A 26,138-nucleotide genomic window follows, 5' to 3' on the forward strand; every position below is an offset into this window, starting at 1 on the left:
GCGATTCGGGGTCCGTCGATTCAGCCGGTGTTCGCCATCGCCACCGCCTCGTCGACGTCCACACTGACCAGCCGCGACACCCCCGGCTCCTGCATCGTCACCCCCATCAACTGGTGTGCCATCTCCATCGTGATCTTGTTGTGCGTGATCACAATGAACTGGACCGTATCCGACATCTCGCGTACCAGACGCGCAAAACGGCCCACGTTTGCGTCGTCGAGCGGGGCGTCGACCTCGTCGAGCATGCAGAACGGGGACGGATTCAGGCGAAAGATGGAGAATACCAGCGATATTGCCGTCAGTGCCTTTTCTCCGCCGGACAGCAGATGGATGGTCGCATTACGCTTGCCTGGCGGGCGCGCCATGATCGCCACCCCGGTATCGAGCAGGTCCTCGCCAGTCATCTCCAGATACGCATGACCGCCGCCGAATACGCGCGGGAACAAATCCTGCAGTCCGCTGTTCACCCGATCGAAGGTGTCCTTGAAACGGGTGCGTGTCTCGCGATCGATCTTGCGGATGGCATTCTCGAGCGTCTCGAGCGCCTCCACCAGATCGGCGTTCTGCGCGTCGAGATAGGTCTTGCGTTCGGACTGCGCACGGTGCTCCTCGATCGCGGCAAGGTTGATCGGGCCGAGCCGCGCGATCTGGTTGCCGAGGCGCTCGATCTGTGCCTGCCATGCCTCCTCGCCCGCTTCCGGTGCCAGACCATCGAGCACCGCCGCCAGATCGGCGTGCCCCTTGTTCAACTGTTCGACGATGGCTGCCAGGCGCACCTGCACCGTCTGCGCGGCGATCCGCTCGCGTTCCAGCTCACCGCGCACGGCCTCGGTTTCCTGCTCGATCGCGTGCCGGCTGCGTTCCAGCTCGCGCAGTTCGTGCTCGATTCCCTGCACCCGCGCGCGCGCAGCGGTCAATTCGCCTTCGACCCCGAGGCGCTGCTGCAACTGCTCCTCCAGCCGCTCCCGACCGGTGGTGATCGGCTCCGTGGTGGCCTCGATCTGCGTCTCCAGCGCATCGACACGCGACTCGAATTGCTCGAACTGCGTCTCGATGCGCGCAAGCGCCGCGCGCAGACTGCCGAGCTGGGTCTCCAGCGACTCACGCCGCATCGCCAGCCGGTGCGCCTCGTCGCGCACGCTGCGTGCCTGTTGCCGTGTGGTATCGAGCCCCTGGCGTGCCATGTCGCGACGCAACTGCAGCGTATCGCGCTGCTGTCCGTCGCGGTGCATTGCGTCCAGCGCTGTCTCGAGCAGCACACGAGCCTGTTGCAGCTCGGCACGCTGCGCTTCGTGACGCGAACGGTACTGCTGCTGCTCTGCAAGATTACGCTCGGCGCGCAACTGCAACTGCTCGAGACGCGCGTTGCAGGCGCTCAGCCCGGCCCGCGCCTCGGTATAGCGCGCGGTTGCATCACGCAGTTCCTGCTGCAAGCCGAGCAGTTCGGCTTCCAGCCGGCGCAACTCATCATGCGCCTCGTCGAGCACGGCAAGCAGTTCCGCCTCGCGTGTGCGCGCGATCTCGTGCGATTCCTCGAGCGCGGCGATCTCGCGGTTGCGCTGGATCACGCCTGCGTGTGCATCGCTGTCACGCGCAAGCCGCAGCCAGTCGGGCCCCAGCCAGACACCGTCGCGAGTGACCACCGATTCACCGTGCGCAAGCCGTGGCTGCAGCGCCAGCGCCTCGCCCAGCGAATCGCTGGCGTGCACGCCGTCGAACAGGCTCCCGACGTCGAAGTCCGCGCGCACGCGTGCCGCCAGCAGGCGCGGTGCAGCCTGAACCGGGCTGCCGCGCGGGCTGAACAGGCCCAGCGTACCGGCATCGAAACTCGCCAGCGCAGGAGCCAGCGCCGCAACGCCATCGACGCACACCGCCTGCAGATGGCTCCCGAGCACCGTCTCGACCGCCGTCTCCCAGCCCGCCTCGACGTGCAGGCGCTGTGCCAGACGTGCGTTGTCTGCGATCCCCTGTGCCTGCAACCAGCCGGTCACGACTGCGTCGGTCTGCCCGAGCGCTGCCTGTTGCAGCGCCTGCAGCGACGCAAGCCGACCACGCTGCTCCTGCAGCGCACTGCGGGTGGCATCCAGATCGCCGTTCAGTCCGGCGATCTTCGCGCGCGCCATCTCGATATGCTCGCGCAGTGTCTCGCCGCGCTCCTGCCACTGCCGACTCACCTCCTCGAGCTCGAACACGCGCTCCTCGTGCAGCACGCGCTCCTCTTCGAGCGGCTGCATCGCGAGTTCGGCCTGCTCCGCCTCGAGCCGGTGCAGACGCCCGGCCGCCTGCTCCAGCGTTTCCTCCAGATGACGGATCCGCGACTGCTGCACCTCGGCCTGCTGGCGGGGCTGTTCGGAGGCAGCGCTGAACTCGTCCCACTCGAGCTGCCATTGCTGCATCGCCTCTTCGGCCAACGCCAGCGCCTCGCCCGCACTCGCGTCGACGGCCTCGGCAACGGCAAGCGCCGGAACCACCTGGTCGAGCTCGGCTGCATACGCGTCCTGGCGCTGCAGATCCTCCTGCCGGTGACGTTCGGCCTCGGCATGCGCGCGGCGCGTCTGCTCGAGATCGGTACGCAGTTGGCGTGCCCGCTCCTGTTGCAGTTGCACCGCCTGTTCGCTGCGGGCGATTTCGGCCCCGATCACGTAATAGCGCTCCTGCACGCGTCCAAGCTCGCCGTTTGCCTCCGCGTGCTGCTCGCGCGCCTGCTCGATGTCCGCGTCCACCCGGGTATGGCGCGCCTGCACGGCAGCAAGGCGCACCTCGCAACCGCGCACCTTCTCGTGCAGCGCCGCACCCTCGGCGTCGAGCCGCCGCCACTGCAGCGCCAGCAACTCGGCCCCGTAGCGACGCTCCTCGGCCTTCAGTTGTGAATACCGCTCCGCCGCTGCCGCCTGGCGTTCCAGATGCTTGAGCTGGCGCTCGAGCTCGTCGCGAAAATCGGTCAGCCGCTCGAGGTTCTCGCGCGTGCGACGGATCCGGTTCTCGGTGTCGCGTCGACGCTCCTTGTACTTCGAGATGCCTGCGGCCTCCTCGATGTAGACGCGCAGATCCTCCGGCTTTGATTCGATCAGGCGCGAGATCATCCCCTGCTCGATGATCGCGTAGCTGCGCGGTCCGAGGCCGGTGCCCAGGAAGATGTCGGTGATGTCGCGTCGCCGGCAGCGCGTGCCGTTCAGGTAGTAGTGCGACAGCCCATCGCGAGTCACGGTACGCCGGATCGCGATTTCGGTGAAATTCGCGTACTCGCCACCGAGCGAGCCATCGGAGTTGTCGAACACCAGTTCTATCGACGCCTGGCCGAGTGGCTTGCGCCCGGTCGAGCCGTTGAAGATCACGTCGGCCATCGATTCGCCGCGCAAGTGCTTGGCCGAAGCCTCGCCGAGCACCCAGCGTACCGCATCGATGATGTTGGACTTCCCGCAGCCGTTCGGCCCGACGATCGACACCAGGTTGCTCGGCAGACGCACCGTGGTCGGGTCGACGAAGGACTTGAAGCCCGCGAGTTTTATCGTCTCGAGTCGCATGGAGGATTCACAGCACAGATTGCCACCGGACGGGCCCGGCAGTCGCGGAAAGCGGCGAAGTCTACCGGTTTTGGCACCCGATCACTACCGCAGCCGGTGCTCAGGGCGAGGCCTGCTCCTCGGTCGGGGGAACCGCTGCAGCCAGCCTGGCCCGCGCTGCTGCAATGCCGTCACGGATCAGCCCCGCATCCGGTGAGTCCGCTGGAAGATCCTCGAGCAGGACCTGCCAATGCTCGATCGCGGCTGCATAGTCCCCGCTCTGGAAGCTCGCCATGCCGAGCATGCCCTGCACCCCGGGGTGGCGCGGTGCGATCGCCAGCGCCCGCTCGGCCAGCGCCCGCACTGCCGGCGTGAGATGTCCTTCCTCGGCCAGAAACAGGGTCTGTGCGGCCTGGGCGGCCATATCGGCATCATCCGGATAGAGATCGGCAAGTTCCCGGAACAGCGCCGCCGCCGCCGCGTGCCGCCCCTCGGCAGCATCGATGCGCGCCAGCAGGAAGCGGTAACCACCCTCGGGGTCGCGCCGGCGCACCTGCGCCTCGAGCAACGGCACCAGCCGCGCGAGCTGTTCGCGGCGCTCGGCCGCGGCCATGGGGGCAGACAGTCCGGAGATCATCGACGCCAGCTCCAGTTCGCCGTGCGCGCCGAACTGGCGATAGAGCAGCAGCGCCAGCAGCGGGACGCCGATCGCTGTCGCCAGCAGCAATGCCCGACCATTGGAGGAACCCGTGGCAGCGGCATCCGGTGTCGAGGTATCGGCCAGCAGCCGGCGATCGAGTTCCAGCAACGCTGCGGCATACGCACCAGCTTCAAGGCTGCCCGCCCCGTGCGCCGCCTCGAGTTCCAGTCGTTGCTGCCGGTAGGCGGCCACGTTCTCGGCACGTCGCACATCGTCTGCCGCCTCGCCACCGGCTGGGGCACGACGCAGCAGTGGCCACGCGATCAGCGACGCAGCCAGCAACACCATCGACGCGACCGCAGTCCAGAACACCGCCGCACTCATCGCCGGTCCTCCCCGTCGTGCAGAAGTTGCCGCAGTCGCGCCTGCTCGTCCGGAGCAAGCGCATCCTCGCGGCGGCTCGCAGCACGCCGCGCGCGGCGAACGACTCCGGCCAGCACCAGCACGCCAGCGAGCAACATCAGCGCCGGCGCTGTCCACAGCAGTACGGTCTTGGGTTCCAGGCGCGGCTCATACAGCACGTACTCACCGTAACGCTCGACCATGAAATCGATGATCTCGCTGTCGCTGCGCCCTTCGTGCAGCAACCGCTGCAACTCATGGCGCAGATCTGCCGCGATCGGCGCGTTCGAATCGGCCAGATTCTGGTTCTGGCACTTCGGGCAGCGCAGCTCGCGCGTGAACTCCAGGTAGCGTACACGCTGCTCTTCGCTGTCGAATTCGTAGGGCTCGACCGCCGCGTTCACTCCCAGCGCGACCAGCAGCAGCAACGGCAACAGCAGACGGCTCATGGCGTGCGCTCCGCAGCGAGCCGCTGCAGCAGCGGCTCGAACTCACGCTGCCAGACGCGCTCGTCGAGCGCACCCTGGTAGCGATGGCGTATCACCCCGCCGGCGTCGATCAGATAGGTTTCCGGCGCTCCCGTGACACCGAGATCGATACCGAGCCTGCCGTTGGGGTCGGCGACGATCAAGCGGTACGGATTGCCGCGCGCAGTGATCCAGTTCCGTGCCTCGTCGGTGTCGTCCTTGTAGTCGATGCCGAAGATCACCACGCCATCGCGCGCCAGGCCGTTCAGGAACGCGTGTTCGGCAGCACACGACGGGCACCAGGTGGCCCACACGTTGACCAGCGCGACCTGCCCGAGCAGGTCGGCACGGCGTACCTCGTCGCCATCGAGCGTGAATGCCGCAAAGTCCGGAAAAGGACGGTTTTCCAGCGCCGAAGGCATATGGTTCGGATCCAGCGCCAGGCCACGCCACAGCAAGCCGGCAAGTACCACAAAGCCGATCAGTGGCAGGAACATGCGTACCGGGCGCACGACTCAGCCCCCTGCCGCCGGGCGCCGACGCTGGCGATAGCGCCGATCGGCCAGTGTCAGCGCACCACCGGCCCCCATCAGCACGCCACCCAGCCACAGCCAGCGAACGAAAGGCTTCACGTGCACCCGCACGGCCCACGCTCCCCCACCCAACGGCTCTCCGAGCGAGATGTAGAGATCGCGCAGGAACCCGGCGTCGATCGCCGCCTCGGTCATCATGTTCCCCATCTGGCTGTGGTAGTTGCGCTTCTCGGCATGCAGCTCGAGCGTTCGACCCTCCCGCTCCACGCTGAAATCGCCGATCTCCGTACTGAAGTTCGGTCCTTCCGCGTGGCGTGTCGCCATGAATGCAAAGGTATAACCGGCCAGTTCGACACTGTCCCCGGGGGCGAGCCGCACATCGCGCTCGACACTGTAGACCGACGTCAGGCCTGCACCGGCCACACAGAACGCCATGCCCAGATGCGCAAGACACATCCCCCAGTAACTCGCGCCGAGTCCGCCAGCCGCACGCCAGCCACCACGCACGGCCAGCCGTTCACGCAGGCCCACTGCGAGGGTGCTCAGGATCCACGCCGCCAGCCACACGCTGAGAGCCACGCCGACGTGCCAGTACCCGCCGAGCACGAACGGCGCCGCCAACGCCACGACGGAACTCAGCAGCAGCGGCAGTACCACGCGCCGGCCGAGCGCATGGCCATCCCCACGGCGCCAGCCTGCCAGCGGTCCCAGCCCCATCACGGGAACCAGCAGTGCCACCAACGGCACGAAGGTCAGGTTGAAATAGGGCGGCCCGACCGACAGGCGCCCCAGATCGAAGGCCGAGATCAGCAACGGGTACAGGGTACCGATCAACACCGTCGCCATCGCTACGACCAGCAGCACGTTGTTGCCGAGCAACGCGGTCTCGCGCGACCACAGACCAAACTCGCCGCGCACGGCCACCGCCGGTGCGCGCAGTGCGTACAGCGTCAGCGAGCCCCCCACGACCACGGCCAGGAACAGCAGCACGTACAGGCCACGCGCCGGGTCGGTGGCGAAGGCATGCACCGAGGTGAGCACACCCGATCGCACCAGGAAGGTACCGAGCAGGCTCAACGAGAATGCGGTGATCGCGAGCAGCACGGTCCAGCTGCGGAACAGCCCGCGCTTCTCGGTCACCGCCAGCGAATGCACCAGCGCAGTGCCGACCAGCCACGGCATGAACGAGGCGTTCTCGACCGGATCCCAGAACCACCACCCGCCCCAGCCGAGTTCGTAGTACGCCCACCAGCTGCCGAGCGTGATCCCGAGCGTCAGACAGATCCACGCCGCATTGGTCCACGGACGGCTCCAGCGCGCCCACGCGGCGTCGAGTCGCCCGCTCCACAGCGCCGCGATCGCAAACGCGAACGCCACCGAAAAACCCACATAACCCAGGTAGAGCATCGGCGGGTGCAGCACCAGCCCGATATCCTGCAGCATCGGGTTGAGGTCACGTCCTTCGGCCGGCACGTCAGGGAAGGAGCGCGTAAAGGGGTTGGAGGTCAGCAGTACGAACAGGTGGAAACCGACCGCGATCATTCCCATCACCGACAGCACGCGGGCGCGCATCACCAGCGGCAATGTCCGGCTGAACAACGCCACCGCACCGGTCCATGCCGCCAGGATGCTCACCCAGAGCAGCATCGAACCCTCGTGGTTGCCCCACAGTGCGCTGAACTTGTACCAGGGCGGCAACGCGGAGTTCGAATTCTGCGCGATCAGCCGCACCGTGAAGTCGTCGTGCAGAAACGCGTACGCCAGACAGCCGAAGGCGATCGCAACGAACAGCAGTTGCCCCAGCGCCAGCGGCATCGCACTGCGCATCCAGGCATCGACGCCGCGCAGCACGCCCGCCAGCGGCAACAGCGCCAGCGCGAGCGCGATGCTCGCCGCCAGCGCCAGTGCGAAGTGTCCGAGTTCAACCACCACCGGAGCCACCCTGCGACAGCGCCTCGTCCATCGTCTCGCCGGCCTTCAGCGCATCGTGAACCTCCGGCGGCATGTAGTTCTCGTCGTGCTTCGCCAGCACCTGCTGTGCCCGGAAACGCCCGCCGGGCAGCAGCTCGCCGACCGCGACCACGCCCTGCCCCTCGGCAAACAGATCCGGCAGGATGCCTTCGTAGACGATGTCGAGCACGGCCTGGTTGTCGCTGACCCGGAACTGCACCTCGAGTCCCGAAGCCGAGCGCTGCACGCTGCCCGGCAGCACCAACCCGCCAACACGGATCGTGCGCCCGATCGGGGCTTCGCCACGCTCGACCTGCACGGGGGAATAGAAGAAGTTCATGTTGTCGCGCAGCGCCCAGAACACCAGCGCCGCGGCAATGCTCGCGCCTGCCACGATGAACAGTACGATCAGCAAGCGCTGGCGGCGCAGGGGATGCATGGCCATGAACTCAGACTCCGTCGGTGACCGCGGCCCCTGCCGCGCGCAGACGCGAACGCACCCGCTCGAGCGTGCGCCGCCGGCGTGCCAGAGGCCTGCGTACCAGTCCGATCATCACCAGGGCGACGATCAGGTATGCAGACCACACGTAGGGACCGTGTCCGTCCATCTGCCACAATTGTGCAAGGCTCTGGAAATACATCGTTCGGACGTCGTACCCGTTTAAGCGCCGACCAGTTCCTCGACCCAGCGTGCGCGCTCCTCGCGTTCGAGGATCTCGCTGCGCAGGGCCAGCAGTACCGCCAGCGCATAGAAGAGATAGAAGCCGGCGATCATCACCAGCAACGGCTGCAGCATCTGCGAGTGCATCGTGGACTCACCCGTGAAACGGATGCTCGCCGGCTGATGCAGGCTGTACCACCAGTCGACCGACTTGTAGATGATCGGTATGTTGACCGTCCCGACCAGACTCAGCAGCGCACAGGCACGCGCAGCGACATCGCGATCCTCGAACGCCTCGTGCAGCGCGAGCACCCCGGCATAAAGAAACAGCAGCACCAGCATCGAGGTGATCCGCGCATCCCACACCCACCAGGTACCCCAGGTCGGCTTGCCCCAGATCGACCCGGTCACCAGCGCGAGGAAGGTCATCGCGGCACCGATGCCGGCGCAGGACTTCAGCACCATGTCGGAAACCTTGATCTTCCAGATCAGGCTGACCGCCCCGGCGGCCGCCATCAGGTAATACCCCGCAAGGGATACGACGGCAGACGGCACATGGATGTACATGATCCTGTAACTATTACCCTGACGGAAATCCGCCGGAGCAAAGGCGAGCCCCCAGACGGCACCCGTGAGCAGCAGCGCGGCGCAGGCTGCACCCAGCCACGGCAGCCACGGCGTCGTGATCTGGTAACACCAGCGGGGAGAACCCAGTTTATGAATGAAGGACCACACGCGCGTCAGCAACCACCGCCTGCCGGAAGGAACCACGCGCCGGGCGCGAGGCGGCGGCAGTATATCCGATCCGCCCCACCGGCGCGCTGTCAGTGGTCGAGGCTGATCCGCAGCGCCGCCGCCACCGCGAGCGGTGCCAGCGTCAGGGCCAGCAGCGCCAAGGCGCCGAGGATCGCCAGTTGTGGCAGGTAATCGGCGCCCGTCGCCGCGGCATCGACCGCGGCCGTACCGAACACCAGCACCGGCACGTAGAATGGCAGGATCAACAGCGCGAGCAGGATGCCCCCCTTGCGCAGACCCACGGTCAGTGCCGCGCCGATGCCGCCGACCAGTGACAGCGTCAGCGTGCCCGCCAGCAGCGACAGCAGCAGCGCCGGCAGCGCTGCCGGCGGCATGTACAGCATCGCGGCCATCACCGGCGACAGCAACGTGAGTGGCAGACCGGTGACCAGCCAGTGCACGCCGATCTTCGCGATCACGAGCAGGTACAGGGGATCCGGACTGCGCAGCAACTGCTCCAGTGAACCGTCGTCGTGATCGGAGCGGAACACCATGTCGGTGGACAGCAGCGAGGCGAGCAGCGCCACCACCCAGAGCACCCCCGGCGCGATACGCGCCAGATCGGTCGGCGTCGGACCGATACCCAGCGGAAACAACGCGATCACGATCACGAAGAACACCAGCGGATTGGCGATCTCACCGGGGCGGCGCAGCGCGATCAGCAGGTCGCGGCGCAACGTGGCACGAAACGCCGACTCGATACGCTCCACCGTTCAGTCCACCATCTGCTGCCCGAGCTCGAGGCGGCGCAAGCCCGGCACTGCCGCGAGCCGGTGATGCGTGGTCAGCAACACCGCACCACCCTCTGCCGCATGCGTCCCGATCAATGCTTCCAGCCCGGCGACGCCGGCGAGGTCGATCGCCGTGAACGGCTCGTCCAGTATCCACAGCGCAGCCGTACTGAGCAGCAGCCGTGCCAGCGCGATACGGCGCTTCTGCCCGGCAGACAGCTTCTGCGCCGGCGTGTGCAGATGGCCGCCCAGCCCGAGCCGTGCCAGCGCTGCCTCGGGCGACACGGGCCGCGACCGCCCCCACAGCGCAACGTGCCAGCGCAGGTTCTCGAGCGGCGTCAGTGCCGGATTCACCGCGGCATCGTGCCCCAGGAACAGCGACGCGCCGAGATAGTCGTAACGGCAACGCTCGATCGCGGTGCCGCGCCAGCGCACCTCGCCAGTCGCCCGCTGCGACAGGCCGGCGATCGCGCGCAACATCGTCGTCTTGCCGCAACCGTTCGGCCCGGCGACCTGCAGCACCTCACCGGCGCCTAGCGTGAAAGCCAGATCCTCGAACAGCAGCCGCCCGTCACGTTCGCAGCGCAGATCGCGAACCTCGAGCAGGGCAACCGAGGCCTTGTCTGCCATGCGGGACTTCCAGGAGAACGGGATATGATCGACGGCACACCGGCCTGGATGGCATCAACCACCCACGGCCACGGCCGTTATACTCGTCGTCGATGTGGCGATTATATGTGATGGATCCACCCGGCTGGCAACGCGCATGGACATACCCTCCGCTCGCCTGATGCCATCAGGCATGCCGCGCCTCGAACCGCCGCAGGTCAGCGGCGTGCAGCCGAATGTTGCGCAGCCGCAGCCACCGTTGACGGAGCCGCTGCTGAATGCACGGGTGATCACCGCACGTCCTGCCAGCGGTGGCGGCTGGATCCTCGAACTCGCGCTCGACGGCGAAACCATCGATGCCCGCAGCCCGCACCCGCTGCCCGGCGGTACGCGCCTGTTGCTGCAGCCACTGTCTGCCGGGCGTGTCCGTGTCGCGCAGATTCTGCCTCCCCAGGACGGGGCCCAGGTGCTCACGCAGGCGCTGCGCAGCGCCCTGCCGGTGCAGTTGCCGCTGCACGAGGCGCTTGCGACGCTGGCCGCCGCAGCCAGGGATGCCGGCCTGCCGCCACCGCTTGCAGCTCGCCTGCGCGAACTGCTGGCGCGTGCTCCATCCGCACAGCAGCTCGCTTCCGCCCACGGGCTGCGCAGCGCAGTTCTCGACAGCGGTGGATTCCTCGAAGCACGCCTGCAGCGACTGGCGGCCACCCGCACGACGGGTACTGCCCACACCGCAGCAACGCACGGCGCGGCTGCTGCCCGGGTCAATGGCCCGGCCACTGCACCGGGACAAGCGACGCCATCGCGTATCGCGAGCGAACTGCTGGCGTCCATGCGCCGGCTGTTGCGAAGCCCCCGCGATCCATCACGCCCGGCAGACTCACTGCTGCCGACTGCAGCAACCACGCTCGCCCCCCCGGCCCGCCACGGCATCGCCAACGACCTGAAGGCAGCCCTGCTCGGCGTGCTGGCCGAACTCGCCAGCACGCCAGGCGCAAAGCCCGCACACGCGCTGCAACGCGAGCCGACAGTCGCTGCCGAAGAGGCGGCGCAGGCTGCAAGGCTGATCGAGGAAATCCTGCTTGCCGTGCGCGGTGCACTGGCGCGTACACGCGTGCACCAGATCGCGGCCCACCCCGACAACCCGCACCGGCCGGACAATCCGCCGCTGCAGGCGTGGAGCGTGGAACTCCCGATCGCGCGCAGCGGCGGTTTCGATGCGCTGGAACTGCGCATCGAGGACCACGGCACGGACCGCGACACGGGCGACACCCGGCAACGCGTCTGGCAGGTGCAGTTGCGTCTGCAACTCGAGGAACTCGGCACGCTGCACGCGCGGCTGGTGCTGAACGGCGAGCGCCTGGCGACCACGCTGTGGCTTGCCGACCCGCAGGCGCTGGCGCGAGCGCGGGCCGCACTCGCCGAGCTCGGCGACTTGCTGCGCGCCCAAGGGGTGGAGGTCACCCGCCTGGATTGCCTGGAGGGTGCCCCTGCGGCTGCCCCGTCGGCAACGCGCCTGCTCGAGGTCAGGACCTGATGAGCACTGCGCAGCAGGGTGTGCGGCGTGCCATCGCGCTCGAATACGACGGTGCGAACGCACCGCGCATCAGCGCACTGGGTCATGACGCACTGGCCGAGCAGATCATCGCGATCGCCCGTGAACACGGCGTGCCGATGCTGGAGAATGCGGAGCTCGCCGGCTTGCTCGCACAGCTCGATCCGGGCGACGAAATTCCCGCGACGCTCTACCGTTGCGTGGCACAGATCATCGCGTTTGCGTACCGACTGCGTGGGCGCTTGCCACCAGGCTGGCAGCCCGGCGACGAAGCCGGCAGATCAGACGACGGCGCGTGGTTCACCGAGCCGTGAACGGAGCAAGCGCGACAGGCGCTGCTCTGCATCCTCGTCCACCCCGACGTCTGCAGCGGTTACGCACGGGGTCTCGCGCTTGCCAGGCCGTGTTCCGCTACCTTCCACTGCCGCAAGCCGCTGGCGCAGCTCGCGCAGCTCCGACTCCAACCCGGTGAGCTGGCGGCCGATCACCACACTGGCGTTGGTGTAGGTGCGCAGCGCCTCCTCGAGGCGCGTGCAACGCGCTCGCATCTGCCTGCGCAAACTGTGCACCCAGCCCCAGCCGGACACTGCCGCCAGCACGATTCCTGCTGCGACCAGCAGCAGTTGCGCCGTTTCCATCGTTCGCCTCCCCGTCGGCTGCTACGGACTGTCGGAAATCCGTCGTTCCCGGGGCTGCAATGCAAGTGTCTTGCCAGCCATCAGGAACCCAGTCCTCGCGCAGGTTCCGGGCGCATCTCGACACCCAGACCACGCAGCAGCGCCGCATAGGCGAGCACCCCGCGGCTTGCCGGTGCCAGCAACGAGGGAAAGGCGCCGCGCAGGCTGGCTTCGCGAAACACGTTGTCGAGTGGTACCACGGCATCGCCAACCCGATCGCCAAAGGTGCGCACCAGCGCACGCAGCCCCCGTGTGGCCGCCTCACTGTCGGCGTCGTACATCGTCGGGACCACGGTCCATTGCAGCTCGCGCCGGCGTGCCCGTGCCACCATGCCGAGCGTGTGCGCCATGCGTTCGAGCCCCTTGATCGCGAGATAGTCGGTCTGCACCGGCAACACCAGTCGCTGGCTGGCCGCAAGTGCATTGATCAGCAACACGCCCAGCACCGGAGGAGTATCGATCAACACATGATCGAAGCGCGTGCCGAGCGTGGCCAGCGCTCGCGCCAGACGCAGCCCCACCCCTTCTTCGGAGCGGAACTGGCGCTCCACGGTGGCCAGCCCCGGCATGGCCGGCCAGAGCATCACCTCGGGCAACGCGCTCGGCAACAACCCGGCGGCAAGCGCCGCCGCTGTCGGCGGACGTGGTTCGCGGAAGAGTTCGAAGGTCCCGCGCGCCAGGCGCGTGCCGTCATGGCGAAAATAGGCCGTCAGCGAGCCCTGCGGATCGAGGTCGATCATCAGCACCCGCCGCCCCGCTTCGCCGAGCAGACCCGCACAGCAGACGACAGTGGTCGTCTTGCCGACGCCACCCTTCTGGTTCGCTACTGCCCATATCTCCAACCGGCTTTCCTCACGATCTGCGCTACCCGCATCAACGCGGGTTCGTGGCCGCAGGCCCCGTCACGGTCGCATCCCGACCCGCAGCACCGGTCGTGAGGATAACGCCTTCGCCCCCCGGCTGGCGAACCGTGGCCGCATCGGATCCGCTACCGGCGTTTGCAGTCGGCGGTGGTACCGCAGTCGGATCGGACGCCTGCGGACGAATGCGCGGCAACTCCGGGCGCAGCCGCGCGTTGCGCGACAGCATCAACACCACCCGCCGGTTATCGGCACGCCCTGCCTCGGTCGCGTTGCTGGCCACCGGCTGGAATTCGCCGTATCCGATCGCTGCCAGTCGCCCCGGTGCAATGCCGAATTCGGTGAACAGCTTGACGATGGTCGCGGCGCGTGCCGCCGACAGCTCCCAGTTCGAGGGAAACGTGCCGGTGGCGATCGGCCGGTCATCGGTGAAGCCCTCGACGCGGATCGGCAACGCGCTGGCACGCACCGCGTCGGCCAGTTGTTGCAGGATCGGGCGCGCGTGCGTGCCTATCGATGCCTCGCCGCTGGCGAACAGCAGGCTCGACTTGAGCTCGATCTCCAGCCACTCCTCGGTACCGTGTACCGACAGCTGACCGCTGGCGACCAGACCGGCAAACTCCTCCTCCACGCGCTGCGAAATGCGCCGGAACTCCTCGGGGAGTTGCGGCTCGGACGTGGTTGCACGCGGCCCCTGCTCCTCGCTGCGCCCGGACTGCGGCTGCTGCTCGGGTGCCTGCGTCGCGTCGCTGACCACACCGGGCATCACCGCTGCAACCGGCTCACCGACCTGGATGGGAACGATGCTGGTCGGTGGTATGTTGAAAGCCTTCGTCAGGGTCTGCGAGAGCACGCGGAACTTGCTCTCGTCACGGTGCGATACCGAGTACATCACGATGAAGAATGCCAGCAGCAACGTGAGGAAATCCGCATACGACACCATCCAGCGCTCGTGGCTGATTGCGTCCTCGCGAATCACGCGTCGTGCCATGAGGTGAGTATCCGGCTAGCCCAGGTAACCCGTCAGGCGCATCTCGATCGACCGCGGATTCTCGCCATCGGCGATCGCGATGATGCCCTCGATGATCATCTCGCGGTACTGTGCCGCCTCGCGCACGCAACTGCGCAGCTTGCTCGCGATCGGCAGAAAAAACAGATTCGCCAGCGCCACCCCGTAGATCGTGGCCACGAAGGCCACCGCGATACCGGGGCCCACGCGCCCCGGATCCTCGAGGTTGCCCATCACGTGAATCAGCCCGACCACCGCGCCGATGATCCCGATCGTCGGAGCGTAGCCACCCATGCTTTCGTAGAACTTCGCAGCATCCACGTCGCGCTGCTCGCGCAGCCACGACTCGCTCTCCAGCACGGTACGGATCGTCTCGGGCTCGCTGCCGTCGACCAGCAACTGCAGGCCCTTGCGCGCGAATGCATCCTTCTCGAGTTCTGCCACCGTCTCCAGTCCCAGCAGCCCCTCCCGGCGTGCCGTCGTCGCCCAGCGCACCATCCGCGCCACACCGTCGGCAAAACGCTGGCGCGGCGGGATGAACACCCAGCGCAGCATCGTGAGCGCGCGTTGCAGGGCGTTCAGCGGCATCTGCAGCAGACCGGCACCGACGGTGCCACCGAACACCAGTACCGCAGCGGGCAGGTTCACCAGCGAGGACAACTCGCCACCCTCGAGGAAATTGCCACCGACCACCGCGAAGAATCCCAACGCGATTCCAGCCAGGCTCAGCACGTCCATCCGGCCCGTGTCCCTCACCGGCGCCTTCATGTGGTGCTCCCGGCGAAACGCACGCGCAGGCGCTGCGTCGCCTGGCTCAGGATCTGGCTGACTCGCGACTCGCTCACTTCCAGCACCAGTCCGATCTCCTTCAGGTTCAGTTCCTCGCCGTAATAGAGCGACAACGCCAGGCGTTCGCGTTCGGGCAGTCGTTCGATCGCCGCAGCCACCGCGGCAGCCGTGCGTTCCCGCACGACCTGCTCGGCCGGATCGTCGTCTGCCCCCACAGGCTGAGCACGTTCTCCCTGCGTGTCGTCCAGCAGTTCATCGAGGCTGAACAGCCGGCAACCGAGCGTGTCCTGCAGCAACCCGTGATACTCCGTGAGTCCGACTCCCAGTTCGCGCGCGATCGCTGCATCGCCGGCGTCGCCCCCACTGCGTGCCTCGACCGCGCGGATCGCCGTGGCCACCCGCCGCGCGTTGCGGTGCACCGAGCGCGGCGCCCAGTCTCCACGCCTGATTTCATCGATCATCGCACCGCGTATGCGGATGCCCGCAAAGGTCTCGAAGCTCGCACCGCGCCCGGCCTCGAAACTGCCAGCGGCCTCCAGCAGCCCGATCATTCCTGCCTGCATCAGGTCCTCCACGCTCACCGATGCCGGCAGCCGACCCAGCAGATGGTAGGCGATGCGCCGTACCAGCGGCGCATGGCGGGTGATCAGTTCATCAGGCCCCGTCGCCCCCGTCTTGTACATCACGCCACTGCCCGTTGGCACGATCTCAGCACGTCGCGGGCACCAACAACTGTTCGACGAAGAACTGCAGGTGTCCGCTCGGACCCGACGGCACCGGCCAGCGATCGACGCGCTGTGCGAGTTCACGAAACGCCTGCGCCGCGCGCGAGCGCGGTGCTCCGGTCAGCACCGGACGCTGACGCTGGATGCACCTGCGCACCAGATCGTCGTGCGGGATGAAACCGGCGTCGAGCAGCGCCACGTCGAGGAAGCGCTCGCACACCTGTGCCAGTTTGGTGTACAGCGCGGCGCCTTCCTGCGGGCTGCGCACCATGTTGCCGAGCAGGCGAAAGCGCTCCATGGCGTGATCGCGGTGCAGCAGCTTGATCAGGGCATACGCGTCGGCCAGCGAGGACGGCTCATCGCAGGCAACCACGATGCACTCCTGCGCCGCGCGCACGAAGCTCACCACCGACTCGGCAATGCCCGCTGCCGTGTCGATGATCAGCACGTCGAGCGTATCCGCAATATCACTGAACGCGTGGATCAGGCCTGCATGCTCGCGCGGGTGCAACGAAACCATCGACTGCGTACCGGATGAAGCCGGAATGATGCGGATTCCGCCGGGACCGTCGAGCAGGATCTGTTCGAGCGTGCAGGTACCGGCCAGCACCTCGGCCAGCGTGTGGCGCGGGCGCAATCCGAGCAGCACGTCGACGTTCGCGAGTCCGAGGTCCGCATCGAGCAGCACCACCCGCCGGCCGAGTTCCGCCAGCGCAATCGCGAGATTGATCGACACGCTGGTCTTGCCGACGCCTCCCTTGCCTCCGGTCACGGCGATGACCTGCGCCGGTCGACCGGATTCCTGCGCCGGTGTCATGCCTGGCTCCCTGGGTGATGTTTCATCTGCTGATTCTAGCCGCATCGAAGCCTTCTGCACCCGGGTCGAAACGACCCGCAGCCAGCGCGGCGTGCCTCTCCCCCGGCGCAGATCCGGTATCCGGATCGAGTTTCACGGCGTGTGCGACCAGTTCATTGCCCGTGCCCACGTGCAGGTCGGCCGGAATCTCCGGCCCGTCGCTGGTGTAGGCCAGCGGCAGGCGCGCGCGCCACAGCACGCCGATGATCTCACCGAGGCTGGTGGCCTCGTCGAGCCGCGTGACCACTGCGGCGACCGGCCGACACGCGCCGTAGTCACGCATCGCTGCCTCGAGGCACGCGTACTGTGCGGTTGCCGGCAGCACCAGCAGCGTCGAGACCCGTGCCGACAGCTCTCCCAGCTCGCTGATCCGTGCCGCCACGGGTGCCGAACCACGAGACAAACCCGCCGTATCGACCAGTACCAGTCGCGCCTCGGGAAACTCGTGCAACAGATCATCCAGCGACTCGCCGGCACGCGCGGCACGAAACGGTACGCCGAGCAGGCGAGCGACCGTGCGCAGCATGTCGGCACCACCGATGCGCGAGCCGTCCATGCTGAGCAGCACCAGCCCCTGGGTGCCGTGCTCGAGTGCGTGACGCACCGCGAGCTTGCATACCGTCGTCGTCTTGCCGGCACCGGTGGGACCCGCACATGCCCAGACACCCTCCTGGACGACCGAATCGCCGATTCCACCGAGACCGGCGGCAATGCGCTCCAGCGTGAGGGTCCAGGCAGTCTCCTCGTCCAGCCCCGGACCGGATTGTGCGACCAGTTCGCGCACCATGACGTTCGGAATGCCGAGTTGCGTGAGGCGTCGCCAGATGCTCCCTTCGACGCCGGGACCGAATGCCGTGCGCGCGCCCCGGATCTCGGCCAGGCTCTGATCGAGCAGTGCACGCATGCTGCGCAGCTCGGATTGCAGTTCCTGCAGTTGCCACGCCGCCGGGCTCTCGGCTCCCACCGCAGCCCGTGCCTCGACCCGATCCGCCGGCGACAGGACGGGGACACCGTCGGCTCGTGTCGCGGCAAGCGCTGACTGCATCTCCGGCGCCGCGACGATCTCCACACCGCCAAGGACCCGGCGGTTCGACAGGATCATCGCGTCCGGGCCGAGTTGCTCGCGCACCAGCCGCAGCGCGGTCTTCGCATCGGGTCCCACGATCCTCTTGAGTTCCACGTCATCACCCTCCCTTGCCACCTCAGCCGACGGTGGCTTCTATGGTCACCTGCCGGTTACCCGGTATCTCCTGGTACGAAAGCACCTTCGCCGCACGACTGGTGTGACGCACGAAGCGCGCCAGCACCTGGCGCAGCGGCGCCGGGACCAGCAGCACCGGCGTCTTGCCCTGCGCCTCCTGGCGTTGTACCGCCTCGGCCATTGCCCGCTGCAGCCGTTCGGCCAGCCCCGGCTCGAGCACGATATCGTCGGTCTCCACGCCAACGGCACCACTACGCTGCAGCGACTTCATCAGGACCTGCTCCATCTGCGGCTCCAGCGTGATCACCGGCAGACTCTCCGCGCCACCAGCGAGCTGCTGCACGATCGTGCGCGACAGCGCGACCCGCGCAGCCGCTGCGAGCGCGGCCGGCTCCTTGCTGCGCGGCGCCTGCGCCACGATCGCCTCGGCGATGCTGCGAATGTCGCGGATCGGCACGCCTTCGGCGAGCAGGGTCTTCAGCACACCGAGCAAACCGTTCAGCGTCAGGCTGCCCGGAACCAGCTCCTCTGCCAGCTTGGCCGAGAGCTTCGCGAGCTTCTGCAGCAGTTGCTCGGCCTCTTCGTGACCGATCAGCTCGTCGATGTGCTCGAGGAGTACCTGGTTCAGGTGCGTTGCGACCACGGTGCTCGCGTCGACGACGGTATAGCCGAGCGTCTGTGCCCGCTCGTGCTGGCTGCGATCGATCCACACCGCCTCGAGTCCGAACGCCGGGTCGCGGCACGGCGTACCCTCGATGCGGCCGAACACTTGCCCGGGGTCGATCGCCAGCTCGCGTTCGGGGAATACCTCGGCCTGGCCCATCGGAACACCCATCAACAGGATGCGGTAGCCGTTCGGCAGCAGCTCGAGGTTGTCGCGAATGTGAACCGCCGGCACCAGGAACCCCATTTCCTGCGACAACTTCTTGCGTACGCCCTTGATGCGCCCGAGCAGCGAGCCACCTTGCGTCTTGTCGACCATCGGAATCAGCCGGTAGCCGACCTCGAGCCCGATCACGTCGACCGAGGCAACATCGTCCCAACCGAGCTCGACCGGCGCCTCGCTCGCCACCAGCGGCACGTCGGCGGCAGGCGCCGTGCTTGCGTGCATACGCTGGCGACGGTGGATCAGCCACGCCGCGGCACCGGCGATCGCCCCGAGTCCGCCGAACGCGAGGTGTGGCATTCCGGGCACCAGACCCATCACGGCCAGCAGTACGGCCGCCACGGCGAGCGCGCGCGGGGAGTCGAACATCTGCCCGAGCACCAGTTCGCCCATGTCACGCGCGGCGTTGACACGCGTGACCATGATCGCCGCCGTGGTCGACAGCAGCAGCGAGGGGATCTGCGCCACCAATCCGTCACCGATCGTCAGCAACGAGTAGACCTGCATCGCATCGGCAAAGCCCATATCGTGCTGCAGCACGCCGATCGCGAGCCCACCGAGCAGATTGATCGCGAGGATCAGCACCCCGGCCACCGCGTCGCCACGCACGAACTTGCTGGCACCGTCCATCGCACCGTAGAAGTCCGCTTCCTGCGCCACTTCCTCGCGGCGTCGCCGCGCCTCGTCCTGGTTGATCAGGCCGGCATTCAGGTCGGCGTCGATGCCCATCTGCTTGCCAGGCATCGCATCGAGGGTGAAGCGCGCGCTGACCTCGGATATCCGCCCGGCACCCTTGGTCACCACCACGAAGTTGATGATGATCAGGATCAGGAACACCACCATGCCGACGACGTAGTTGCCACCGATCACCACCTTGCCGAAGGCCTCGATCACGTGCCCGGCCGCATCGGTACCGGTATGGCCGGCGAGCAGCACGACGCGCGTCGATGCCACGTTCAGCGCCAGGCGCAGCAACGTGGTCACCAGCAGGATGGTCGGAAACACCGAGAAATCCAGCGGGCGCAGCGCGTAGACCGCCACCAGCAACACGACCAGTGACAGCGCGATGTTGAACGAGAACAGCGCATCGAGCAGCAACGGCGGCACGGGCAGCGTCATCATTGCCAGCACCAGCAGCAACAGCAGCGGAATGCCGAGGCTGCTGCGTGCCAGTGCATCCAGTTGCCGACCCACGCCGGCGCGATCGATACGGCGCGGCAGCATCGCCACCTCAGCCATGACCTCTTGTCGTGGTCGAATCCCGCATGACGGTCAAATTCCTGACGTCGACTGAACTACCGCCGCCGGGTGCAAGATTCGATCCAACCCGACCTGGCTCCTCAGCCACGCGGGCGATCCATGCCCTCGGGAACGGGCAGCTCCGCTGGCAGTTCGGGCGCGGGTCCCTTGCCGCGCCGGTAGTTGCGCAGATGGAACACGTAGGCCAGCACCTGCGCGACGGCGAGGTAGAGGCCCGCGGGAATCTGGCTGTCGATCTCGGTGGTGTAGTAGACCGCGCGTGCCAGCCGCGGCGAAGCCACCACCGGGATGGCGTGTGCCTCGGCGATCTCGCGGATCTTCAGCGCGATCAGATCACTGCCCTTGGCCACCAGTACCGGCGCCACCGCATGCCCCGCCTCGTAGCGCAGCGCCACCGCGAAATGCGTCGGGTTCGTGATCACGACGTCGGCGGACGGAACCGCCGCCATCATGCGGCTGCGCGCAAGCTGGCGCTGCACCTGCCGGATGCGGCTCTTGACCTCCGGCCGGCCTTCCGTCTCCTTGATCTCATCGCGCACCTGCTGGGTCGTCATGCGGAGCTTGCGTGCGTGATCGAACAACTGGAACGGCACGTCGACCGCGGCAATCAACAGCGTCGAAGCGCTGAGCACGAGCGCCGACAGACCGACCAGGTGCAGCGCATGCGCAATGGCCGGCCCAGGCGCCTCGGCACCGATTGCGAACAACTGCATCCGCAATGACCACAGCAGCAGCACCGCGACGCTGCCGACGAGTGCCACCTTCGCCACACCCTTGACCAGTTCGACCAGCGCGTGCAGCGAGAACATGCGCTGCAGTCCGCGCACCGGATCGAGACGTTCGATTTTCGGCGCGAGCGAACTCGAACTGAACAACCAGCCCCCGAGCGCGGCGGGACCGAGTACGGCGGCCACCAGCAGCAGCAGGAACAGCGGTACCAGCCCCCCCAGGGCCGTCAGTGTCGCTGCACCCAGCATTCCCGCCATCACCCCGGGGTCGCTGATCCCATCACGACCAAAGTCGAACGCGGCGCGTGTCAGCGCGGCGAAGCGATCGCCGATCAGTGGTGCGGAAAACAGCAGCGCGCCGGAACCCGCCAGCAGGATCGCCGCGGTCGCCAGCTCGCGCGAGCGCGGTACCTGCCCCTCCTCGCGCGCGCGCTCGAGGCGGCGCGCCGTGGCTTCCTCTGTGCGTTCCTGCCCTGTGTCTTCCTCGGCCATCGCAGCGCCTGGATCTTGACCCGTCGTCTCGTCTCAGCCGGGTCTAGCAAGATCCATGCACAACTTCCGACGGCGTGACGGAAATATCACCGCGAAGGAATCCCGGTCCACGTCGCGTCTGATCGGTCGACGGCGCGCTCGACCACGATGCGCAGTCACAACCATCCACCTGTGAGAGGAACGACCATGAAGATCACCCACAGACTGCCACTTGCGATGCTGCTCGCCGTGGCCTTCGGCTACGGCGCGCACGCTGCCGACACCGCAGGCGACGGCATGCGCGCGCGCAGCATGGATCCTGCGCGCATGACCGAACGCATGGGCGAACGGCTCGAACTCACGCCCGAACAATCCACTTCCGTGCAGAAGATCAACGAGCGCTTCGTCGCAGACATGCAGAAGCAGCGCGCCGGCATGGACAAGGCGCGTGAAGAGAACCGCCAGGCGATGCAGAAGCTCGGCAGCGAGCGCGATGCACAACTGAAGAAGGTGCTCAGCGAGGAGCAGTACAGGAAGCATGCCGAGCAGCAGGCGAAGATGCGCGAGCGCTGGAGTGAACACCGCGAGCACGGCCCGCGCATGCACCGGCGCGCAGACGGTTCCGCGCCCTGCGAGAACCGCGAACCTTCACAGTAATCCCGCAGATTGCATTGGACAGCCGCCGGGAGGCGCAACTATAAGTGCGCTTTTTCCGGCGGCCTGACCGATGGACGACTACAGATTCGATCTTCTGGTGATCGGCAGCGGACCTGCCGGTGAGTCAGCGGCACTGAACGCCGCCAAGCACGGACTGCGCGCGGCGGTGATCGAGGATCGCCCGATGGTCGGTGGCAGCTGCACGCACAGCGGGACGATCCCGTCGAAGGCGCTGCGCCACGCGGTCAAGGATCTGATGCGCTACAACTCGAACCCGATCTTTCGCGCGATCGGCGAGCCCCAACGCATCTCGTTCCAGACGCTGCTGCAGAACGCCGGCGGGGTAATCCGCCGCCAGGTTGCGATGCGCTCGCAGTACTACGCGAAGAATCGCATCTCGCTGTATTTCGGTACCGCATCGTTCGTCGATGCACACAACGTGCGCGTCACACTGCCCGATGGAGCAACCGAGATCGTCAGCGCGCACAGCGTCGTGATCGCGACCGGTTCGCGGCCTTATCGTCCAGCAGACATCGACTTCACGCATCCGGCCGTGTTCGACAGCGACACCATCCTTGCGATGCCGCACACACCACGCCGCCTGCTGATCTACGGCGCCGGCGTGATCGGCTGCGAGTACGCGTCGATCTTCTCGGCACTCGGCGTGAAGGTGGACCTGATCAACACGCGTGATCAGTTGCTGTCGTACCTCGACGACGAGATCTCGGACGCGCTTTCGTATCACCTGCGCACGCAGGGCGCCGTGATCCGCCACGGCGAGGAGTACGATCACCTCGAATACTCGCCCCACGGCCTGACGCTGCACCTGCGCTCGGGCAAGCGGCTGCAGGGAGAGGCTCTGCTGTGGTGCAACGGGCGTGCCGGCAACACCGACCGCCTCGGCCTCGATGCGATCGGCCTCGCGCCCGACGAACGCGGCCAGATCGTCGTCGATGCGCGCTACCAGACTTCCGTGCCCGGCGTGTTCGCGGTCGGCGACGTGATCGGGTTCCCGAGCCTCGCGAGCGCGGCCTACGACCAGGGGCGCTCGGCAGCGGCAGCAGCGCGCGGCAAGGAACACACGCGCCACGTCGACGACACACCGACCGGGATCTATACCCTGCCCGAGATCAGCTCGGTCGGCGCCACCGAACGCGAACTCACCGAAGCACGCATCCCGTACGAGGTCGGTCGCGCGTTCTTCAAGGAAACCGCGCGCGCACAGATCAGCGGCGAGGACGTCGGCATGCTGAAACTGCTGTTCCACATCGATACGCTGCAGATCCTCGGCGTGCACTGCTTTGGCGCCGAGGCCACCGAGATCATCCACATCGGGCAGGCGATCATGAAGCAGCCGGCACCGCACAACACGGTGCGCTACTTCATCGAGACCACGTTCAACTACCCGACGATGGCCGAGGCGTACCGCATCGCGGCACTGAACGGCCTGAACCGGCTGACGCGTTATTGAGCTGGTCCAGCGCCACGCTCCAGCCACCTGGAAGTCGCATCACAGCGATGCCACCGTCGGCACGAATGCCGACCTACGGGCGGGTTGCCACCCCGCGTGGGTCGGGTTTCAACCCGACGACGTCACCGTCGGCATGAATGCCGACCTACGGCGGGACGCCACTTCGCGTGGGTCGGGTTTCAACCCGACGACGTCGCCGTCGGCACGAATGCCGACCTACGGCGGGACGCCACTTCGCGTGGCTCGGGTTTCAACCCGACGACGTCGCCGTCGGCATGCATGCCGGCCTACGGGCGGGACGCCACTTCGCGTGGCTCGGGTTTCAACCCGACGGCGTCGCCGTCGGCATGAATGCCGACCTACGGCGGGACGCCACTCCGCGTGGCTCGGGTTTCAACCCGACGACCTCGCCGTCGGCATGAATGCCGACCTACGGACGGGACACCGTACCGGCCGATACACCATCGCGGTGGATCAGGGCTCACCCGCGAGATGGCGCAGCAGCGCAAAGGCCTCCAGCGCGAGCGCATCGTAGCGCGGCAGGAAATTGCCCGAGCTGGCCCAGACGATGAACAGCCCGAACAGCATCGACATCGGAAAACCGAGTGAGAAGATGTTGAGCTGCGGCGCTGCCCGCGTCATGACACCGAAGGACAGGTTCACGATCAGGAGCGCGGTCACCACCGGCAGGGCCAGCAGCAAGCCACTCAGAAACAGCCACGAAGCCGACGTGGCGAGCGTCCAGCTCCAGTCCGCATACGGCGTGGCCGCGCCGACCGGCAGGAAGCGAAAGCTTTCCAGCAGCACCTCGAGCATCACCAGATGCCCATTGGTCGCCAGGAACACCAGCGTCAGCAGGATCACGAAGTACTGCGCCAGCACCGTCACGCTGACACCGTTGGCCGGATCCACCATCGAAGCGAATCCCAGCGACATCGGCATCGCCATCAGCTGCGCACCAAACACGAAGACCTGGAAGAACAACTGCATCGCGAAACCCATGCCGAAGCCGATCAGCACCTGGGTCGCGATCAGCACTGCGGCCGGCACCGACAGCGGATCCAGTGCCGGTGGCGCTGGCAGCAACGGTGCGAGCAGCGCACAGGCGAGAATCGCCACCCCGGCACGAATGCGCGCCGGCACCAGTTGCATGCCGAACACCGGCGCAATGATCATGAAACCGCCGATGCGCGCCAGCGGATAGAGCCAGGCTCCCAGCCACTGCGCCAGTGCCGGCAGCGTGAGCTCGATCACTGCCTCAGCCCGTCACCAGCGGGAGGCTCTCGACCACCCGGCGCGTGAAGTCGAGCAGGCGCGCAAGCAGCCAGGGACCGGCGACCATCAGCGAGAGCAGCGTGGTCAGCAGGCGCGGCAGGAAGCTCAGCGTCTGCTCGTTGATCTGCGTTGCCGCCTGGAACACGCTGACCACCAGGCCAACGACCAGACTCGGCAACACCAGCACCGCGACCATCAGCACGGTGAGCATGAACCCCTCGCCGAGCAACTGGATCATCGCCTCGGGCGTCATCGCTCGGCTCCTACATCGCGAAGCTCGCCGCCAGCGAGCCGACGATGAGTGCCCAACCGTCCACCAGCACGAACAGCATGATCTTGAACGGCAGCGAAATGATCATCGGTGAGAGCATCATCATGCCCATCGCCATCAGCACGCTGGCGACGACCAGGTCGATGACCAGAAACGGCACGAACAGCAGGAAGCCGATCTGGAACGCGGTCTTCAGTTCGCTGGTCACGAAGGCCGGCACCAGCACCGTGAACGGTACCGCGTCGGGCCCACTCACGGGTCCCGTCCCGGAGATGCGCAAAAACGTTTCCAGGTCGTTTTCGCGCGTCTGCGCGAGCATGAAGGTGGTGAACGGCTGGCGCACCCGTTCCAGCGCCTCACGGGCACCGATCTCCTCGCGCAGGTACGGCTGCAGTGCTTCGGTGTTCGCGACGTCGAATACCGGGCGCATCACGAACAGTGTCAGGAACAGCGCCAGACCGAGCAGGATCTGGTTCGACGGCGTCTGCTGCAGGCCAAGTGCCTGGCGCAGGATCGCGAACACCACGATGATGCGCGTGAAGGCCGTCACCATCATCAGCAGCGCCGGCAGCAGCGTCAGCGCCGTCATCAGCGCCAGGATCTGGATCGTGACCGTGTAGTCCTGGCTGCCGTCCGCAGCGGTCGTGATCTTCACCGCCGGCACACCGAGCGTGCCTCCCGCATCGAACAGCGACACATCGGCCGGCTGCGCCAGTGCCAGCATCGGCAGCAACAGCGCCACCATCAGCGCAGCGCCACGCAACAGCCGCCGGCGCATCATGGCGACCCACCACGCCCGAGCGCCTGGCGCAGGCGCAGCGCAAAATCACCCGCCGGCGCATCATTGCCGATCACCGCCTCGGGAAATTCATGCAACCGCGTGATCCCGCCCGGCGTGACACCGAGCAACAACTGGGTACCCGCCACCTCGACCACGACCACGCGTTCGCGTGGACCGAGCGCAAGCGCCGCCACCACCTTGAGCCGTGCCGTTCCGGCGCCGCCCACACCGCCCTGCACGCGCCGCAGCACCCAGGCCAACGCCACGATCACCGCAACGACCAGCAGCAGTGCCAGCGCCACCTCGGCCAGCGAACCGAGGCCCGCTGCATTGCCGGGCGATGGTGAGGACGTGAGCGGGCCAGCCATGCGTGGGTGC

General features: G+C 67.1%; 27 protein-coding genes. 4 read left to right on the forward strand and 23 right to left on the reverse strand.

The features are described 5' to 3' along the window. Positions 1–20 precede the first annotated feature (20 nt). The 10 genes from smc to ccmA form a co-directional block, all read right to left on the reverse strand. On the reverse strand, positions 21–3,524 hold the full coding sequence (gene smc / locus H7A12_06070; GenBank protein MCP5320379.1) for a chromosome segregation protein SMC: 3,504 nt from the start codon (positions 3,522–3,524) through the stop codon (positions 21–23). A gap of 100 nt (positions 3,525–3,624) precedes the next feature. Continuing rightward, the gene (ccmI, locus tag H7A12_06075; protein ID MCP5320380.1) at positions 3,625–4,527 is read right to left on the reverse strand and encodes a c-type cytochrome biogenesis protein CcmI; all 903 of its coding nucleotides are present in this window, start codon (positions 4,525–4,527) and stop codon (positions 3,625–3,627) included. Then, positions 4,524–4,994, reverse strand: coding sequence for a cytochrome c-type biogenesis protein CcmH (locus H7A12_06080; protein MCP5320381.1), 471 nt, complete (start codon positions 4,992–4,994; stop codon positions 4,524–4,526). Before H7A12_06080 ends, ccmI begins: the two co-directional genes overlap by 4 nt. Further along, on the reverse strand, positions 4,991–5,524 hold the full coding sequence (locus H7A12_06085; protein MCP5320382.1) for a DsbE family thiol:disulfide interchange protein: 534 nt from the start codon (positions 5,522–5,524) through the stop codon (positions 4,991–4,993). The genes H7A12_06080 and H7A12_06085 overlap by 4 nt, the downstream gene beginning before the upstream one ends. Positions 5,525–5,527: 3 nt before the next feature. After that, complete coding sequence (locus H7A12_06090; protein ID MCP5320383.1) at positions 5,528–7,477, reverse strand: heme lyase CcmF/NrfE family subunit; 1,950 nt, start codon at positions 7,475–7,477, stop codon at positions 5,528–5,530. Then, a complete protein-coding gene (ccmE, locus tag H7A12_06095; GenBank protein ID MCP5320384.1) occupies positions 7,467–7,934 on the reverse strand; it encodes a cytochrome c maturation protein CcmE in 468 nt (155 codons plus the stop codon). The genes H7A12_06090 and ccmE overlap by 11 nt, the downstream gene beginning before the upstream one ends. Before the next feature lie 10 nt (positions 7,935–7,944). Continuing rightward, complete coding sequence (ccmD, locus tag H7A12_06100; GenBank protein MCP5320385.1) at positions 7,945–8,136, reverse strand: heme exporter protein CcmD; 192 nt, start codon at positions 8,134–8,136, stop codon at positions 7,945–7,947. 20 nt (positions 8,137–8,156) lie between these two features. Then, on the reverse strand, positions 8,157–8,891 hold the full coding sequence (locus tag H7A12_06105; protein ID MCP5320386.1) for a heme ABC transporter permease: 735 nt from the start codon (positions 8,889–8,891) through the stop codon (positions 8,157–8,159). An 89-nt stretch (positions 8,892–8,980) separates the two neighbouring features. Continuing rightward, positions 8,981–9,661: a heme exporter protein CcmB gene (gene ccmB / locus H7A12_06110; protein ID MCP5320387.1), complete on the reverse strand. Its 681-nt coding sequence runs from the start codon at positions 9,659–9,661 to the stop codon at positions 8,981–8,983. 3 nt (positions 9,662–9,664) lie between these two features. Then, positions 9,665–10,312: a cytochrome c biogenesis heme-transporting ATPase CcmA gene (gene ccmA / locus H7A12_06115; GenBank protein MCP5320388.1), complete on the reverse strand. Its 648-nt coding sequence runs from the start codon at positions 10,310–10,312 to the stop codon at positions 9,665–9,667. A 172-nt stretch (positions 10,313–10,484) separates the two neighbouring features. Between ccmA and H7A12_06120 the strand changes: the two genes are divergently transcribed. Next, positions 10,485–11,825 carry a flagellar hook-length control protein FliK gene (locus H7A12_06120; protein ID MCP5320389.1) on the forward strand — a complete coding sequence of 447 codons (1,341 nt, stop codon included), beginning with the start codon at positions 10,485–10,487 and terminating at the stop codon, positions 11,823–11,825. Continuing rightward, positions 11,825–12,157, forward strand: a complete 333-nt coding sequence (locus H7A12_06125; protein MCP5320390.1) for an EscU/YscU/HrcU family type III secretion system export apparatus switch protein — start codon at positions 11,825–11,827, stop codon at positions 12,155–12,157. Before H7A12_06120 ends, H7A12_06125 begins: the two co-directional genes overlap by 1 nt. Here the strand turns inward: H7A12_06125 and H7A12_06130 are convergent. From H7A12_06130 to flhB, 9 genes are all read right to left on the reverse strand, one after another. Continuing rightward, a complete protein-coding gene (locus H7A12_06130; GenBank protein ID MCP5320391.1) occupies positions 12,125–12,481 on the reverse strand; it encodes a hypothetical protein in 357 nt (118 codons plus the stop codon). The two genes, H7A12_06125 and H7A12_06130, sit on opposite strands and share 33 nt — an antisense overlap. Before the next feature lie 80 nt (positions 12,482–12,561). Then, positions 12,562–13,362: a ParA family protein gene (locus H7A12_06135; protein ID MCP5320392.1), complete on the reverse strand. Its 801-nt coding sequence runs from the start codon at positions 13,360–13,362 to the stop codon at positions 12,562–12,564. Between the two features lie 31 nt (positions 13,363–13,393). Then, positions 13,394–14,371: a flagellar motor protein MotD gene (gene motD, locus H7A12_06140; protein ID MCP5320393.1), complete on the reverse strand. Its 978-nt coding sequence runs from the start codon at positions 14,369–14,371 to the stop codon at positions 13,394–13,396. Positions 14,372–14,386: 15 nt separating this feature from the next. After that, positions 14,387–15,127, reverse strand: coding sequence for a flagellar motor protein (locus H7A12_06145; GenBank protein ID MCP5320394.1), 741 nt, complete (start codon positions 15,125–15,127; stop codon positions 14,387–14,389). 26 nt (positions 15,128–15,153) lie between these two features. Next, on the reverse strand, positions 15,154–15,861 hold the full coding sequence (locus H7A12_06150; protein MCP5320395.1) for an RNA polymerase sigma factor FliA: 708 nt from the start codon (positions 15,859–15,861) through the stop codon (positions 15,154–15,156). 25 nt (positions 15,862–15,886) lie between these two features. Further along, complete coding sequence (locus H7A12_06155; protein ID MCP5320396.1) at positions 15,887–16,720, reverse strand: MinD/ParA family protein; 834 nt, start codon at positions 16,718–16,720, stop codon at positions 15,887–15,889. 22 nt (positions 16,721–16,742) lie between these two features. Further along, positions 16,743–17,939, reverse strand: a complete 1,197-nt coding sequence (flhF, locus tag H7A12_06160) for a flagellar biosynthesis protein FlhF (GenBank protein MCP5320397.1) — start codon at positions 17,937–17,939, stop codon at positions 16,743–16,745. Positions 17,940–17,961: 22 nt separating this feature from the next. Continuing rightward, complete coding sequence (gene flhA / locus H7A12_06165; GenBank protein MCP5320398.1) at positions 17,962–20,070, reverse strand: flagellar biosynthesis protein FlhA; 2,109 nt, start codon at positions 20,068–20,070, stop codon at positions 17,962–17,964. 116 nt (positions 20,071–20,186) lie between these two features. Further along, on the reverse strand, positions 20,187–21,326 hold the full coding sequence (gene flhB, locus H7A12_06170; protein ID MCP5320399.1) for a flagellar biosynthesis protein FlhB: 1,140 nt from the start codon (positions 21,324–21,326) through the stop codon (positions 20,187–20,189). Between the two features lie 186 nt (positions 21,327–21,512). Here flhB and H7A12_06175 point away from each other — a divergent pair, with 186 nt between their 5' ends. Beyond that, entirely contained in the window at positions 21,513–21,962 is a 450-nt protein-coding gene (locus tag H7A12_06175) for a hypothetical protein (GenBank protein ID MCP5320400.1), read from the forward strand. Positions 21,963–22,032: 70 nt separating this feature from the next. Then, positions 22,033–23,433, forward strand: coding sequence for a Si-specific NAD(P)(+) transhydrogenase (gene sthA / locus H7A12_06180; protein ID MCP5320401.1), 1,401 nt, complete (start codon positions 22,033–22,035; stop codon positions 23,431–23,433). 474 nt (positions 23,434–23,907) lie between these two features. Here the strand turns inward: sthA and fliR are convergent, their stop codons facing one another. The 4 genes from fliR to fliO form a co-directional block, all read right to left on the reverse strand. Beyond that, positions 23,908–24,609, reverse strand: coding sequence for a flagellar biosynthetic protein FliR (gene fliR / locus H7A12_06185; protein ID MCP5320402.1), 702 nt, complete (start codon positions 24,607–24,609; stop codon positions 23,908–23,910). An 82-nt stretch (positions 24,610–24,691) separates the two neighbouring features. Then, positions 24,692–24,961 (reverse strand): flagellar biosynthesis protein FliQ, encoded by a 270-nt coding sequence (gene fliQ, locus H7A12_06190; protein MCP5320403.1) that lies wholly within the window; start codon positions 24,959–24,961, stop codon positions 24,692–24,694. A 10-nt stretch (positions 24,962–24,971) separates the two neighbouring features. Beyond that, positions 24,972–25,757: a flagellar type III secretion system pore protein FliP gene (gene fliP / locus H7A12_06195; protein MCP5320404.1), complete on the reverse strand. Its 786-nt coding sequence runs from the start codon at positions 25,755–25,757 to the stop codon at positions 24,972–24,974. Continuing rightward, complete coding sequence (gene fliO, locus H7A12_06200; protein MCP5320405.1) at positions 25,757–26,128, reverse strand: flagellar biosynthetic protein FliO; 372 nt, start codon at positions 26,126–26,128, stop codon at positions 25,757–25,759. The genes fliP and fliO overlap by 1 nt, the downstream gene beginning before the upstream one ends. Positions 26,129–26,138 lie beyond the last annotated feature (10 nt).

This window comes from Pseudomonadales bacterium (assembly GCA_024234165.1).
Lineage (GTDB): Bacteria > Pseudomonadota > Gammaproteobacteria > Pseudomonadales > UBA5518 > UBA5518.

Coding starts and splice junctions, on each gene's coding strand:
- H7A12_06175 (MCP5320400.1), top strand. CDS start 21,513: ATGAAGATCACCCACAGACTGCCACTTGCGATGCTGCTCGCCGTGGCC.
- flhA (MCP5320398.1), bottom strand. CDS start 20,070: ATGCTGCCGCGCCGTATCGATCGCGCCGGCGTGGGTCGGCAACTGGAT.
- ccmD (MCP5320385.1), bottom strand. CDS start 8,136: ATGTATTTCCAGAGCCTTGCACAATTGTGGCAGATGGACGGACACGGT.
- motD (MCP5320393.1), bottom strand. CDS start 14,371: ATGGCACGACGCGTGATTCGCGAGGACGCAATCAGCCACGAGCGCTGG.
- H7A12_06150 (MCP5320395.1), bottom strand. CDS start 15,861: ATGTACAAGACGGGGGCGACGGGGCCTGATGAACTGATCACCCGCCAT.
- fliQ (MCP5320403.1), bottom strand. CDS start 24,961: ATGACGCCCGAGGCGATGATCCAGTTGCTCGGCGAGGGGTTCATGCTC.
- flhB (MCP5320399.1), bottom strand. CDS start 21,326: ATGGCCGAGGAAGACACAGGGCAGGAACGCACAGAGGAAGCCACGGCG.
- fliP (MCP5320404.1), bottom strand. CDS start 25,757: ATGCGCCGGCGGCTGTTGCGTGGCGCTGCGCTGATGGTGGCGCTGTTG.
- H7A12_06080 (MCP5320381.1), bottom strand. CDS start 4,994: ATGAGCCGTCTGCTGTTGCCGTTGCTGCTGCTGGTCGCGCTGGGAGTG.
- ccmI (MCP5320380.1), bottom strand. CDS start 4,527: ATGAGTGCGGCGGTGTTCTGGACTGCGGTCGCGTCGATGGTGTTGCTG.
- H7A12_06145 (MCP5320394.1), bottom strand. CDS start 15,127: ATGGACGTGCTGAGCCTGGCTGGAATCGCGTTGGGATTCTTCGCGGTG.
- H7A12_06130 (MCP5320391.1), bottom strand. CDS start 12,481: ATGGAAACGGCGCAACTGCTGCTGGTCGCAGCAGGAATCGTGCTGGCG.
- H7A12_06155 (MCP5320396.1), bottom strand. CDS start 16,720: ATGACACCGGCGCAGGAATCCGGTCGACCGGCGCAGGTCATCGCCGTG.
- H7A12_06120 (MCP5320389.1), top strand. CDS start 10,485: ATGCCGCGCCTCGAACCGCCGCAGGTCAGCGGCGTGCAGCCGAATGTT.
- H7A12_06125 (MCP5320390.1), top strand. CDS start 11,825: ATGAGCACTGCGCAGCAGGGTGTGCGGCGTGCCATCGCGCTCGAATAC.
- sthA (MCP5320401.1), top strand. CDS start 22,033: ATGGACGACTACAGATTCGATCTTCTGGTGATCGGCAGCGGACCTGCC.
- fliO (MCP5320405.1), bottom strand. CDS start 26,128: ATGGCTGGCCCGCTCACGTCCTCACCATCGCCCGGCAATGCAGCGGGC.
- ccmA (MCP5320388.1), bottom strand. CDS start 10,312: ATGGCAGACAAGGCCTCGGTTGCCCTGCTCGAGGTTCGCGATCTGCGC.
- ccmE (MCP5320384.1), bottom strand. CDS start 7,934: ATGCATCCCCTGCGCCGCCAGCGCTTGCTGATCGTACTGTTCATCGTG.
- smc (MCP5320379.1), bottom strand. CDS start 3,524: ATGCGACTCGAGACGATAAAACTCGCGGGCTTCAAGTCCTTCGTCGAC.
- fliR (MCP5320402.1), bottom strand. CDS start 24,609: ATGATCATTGCGCCGGTGTTCGGCATGCAACTGGTGCCGGCGCGCATT.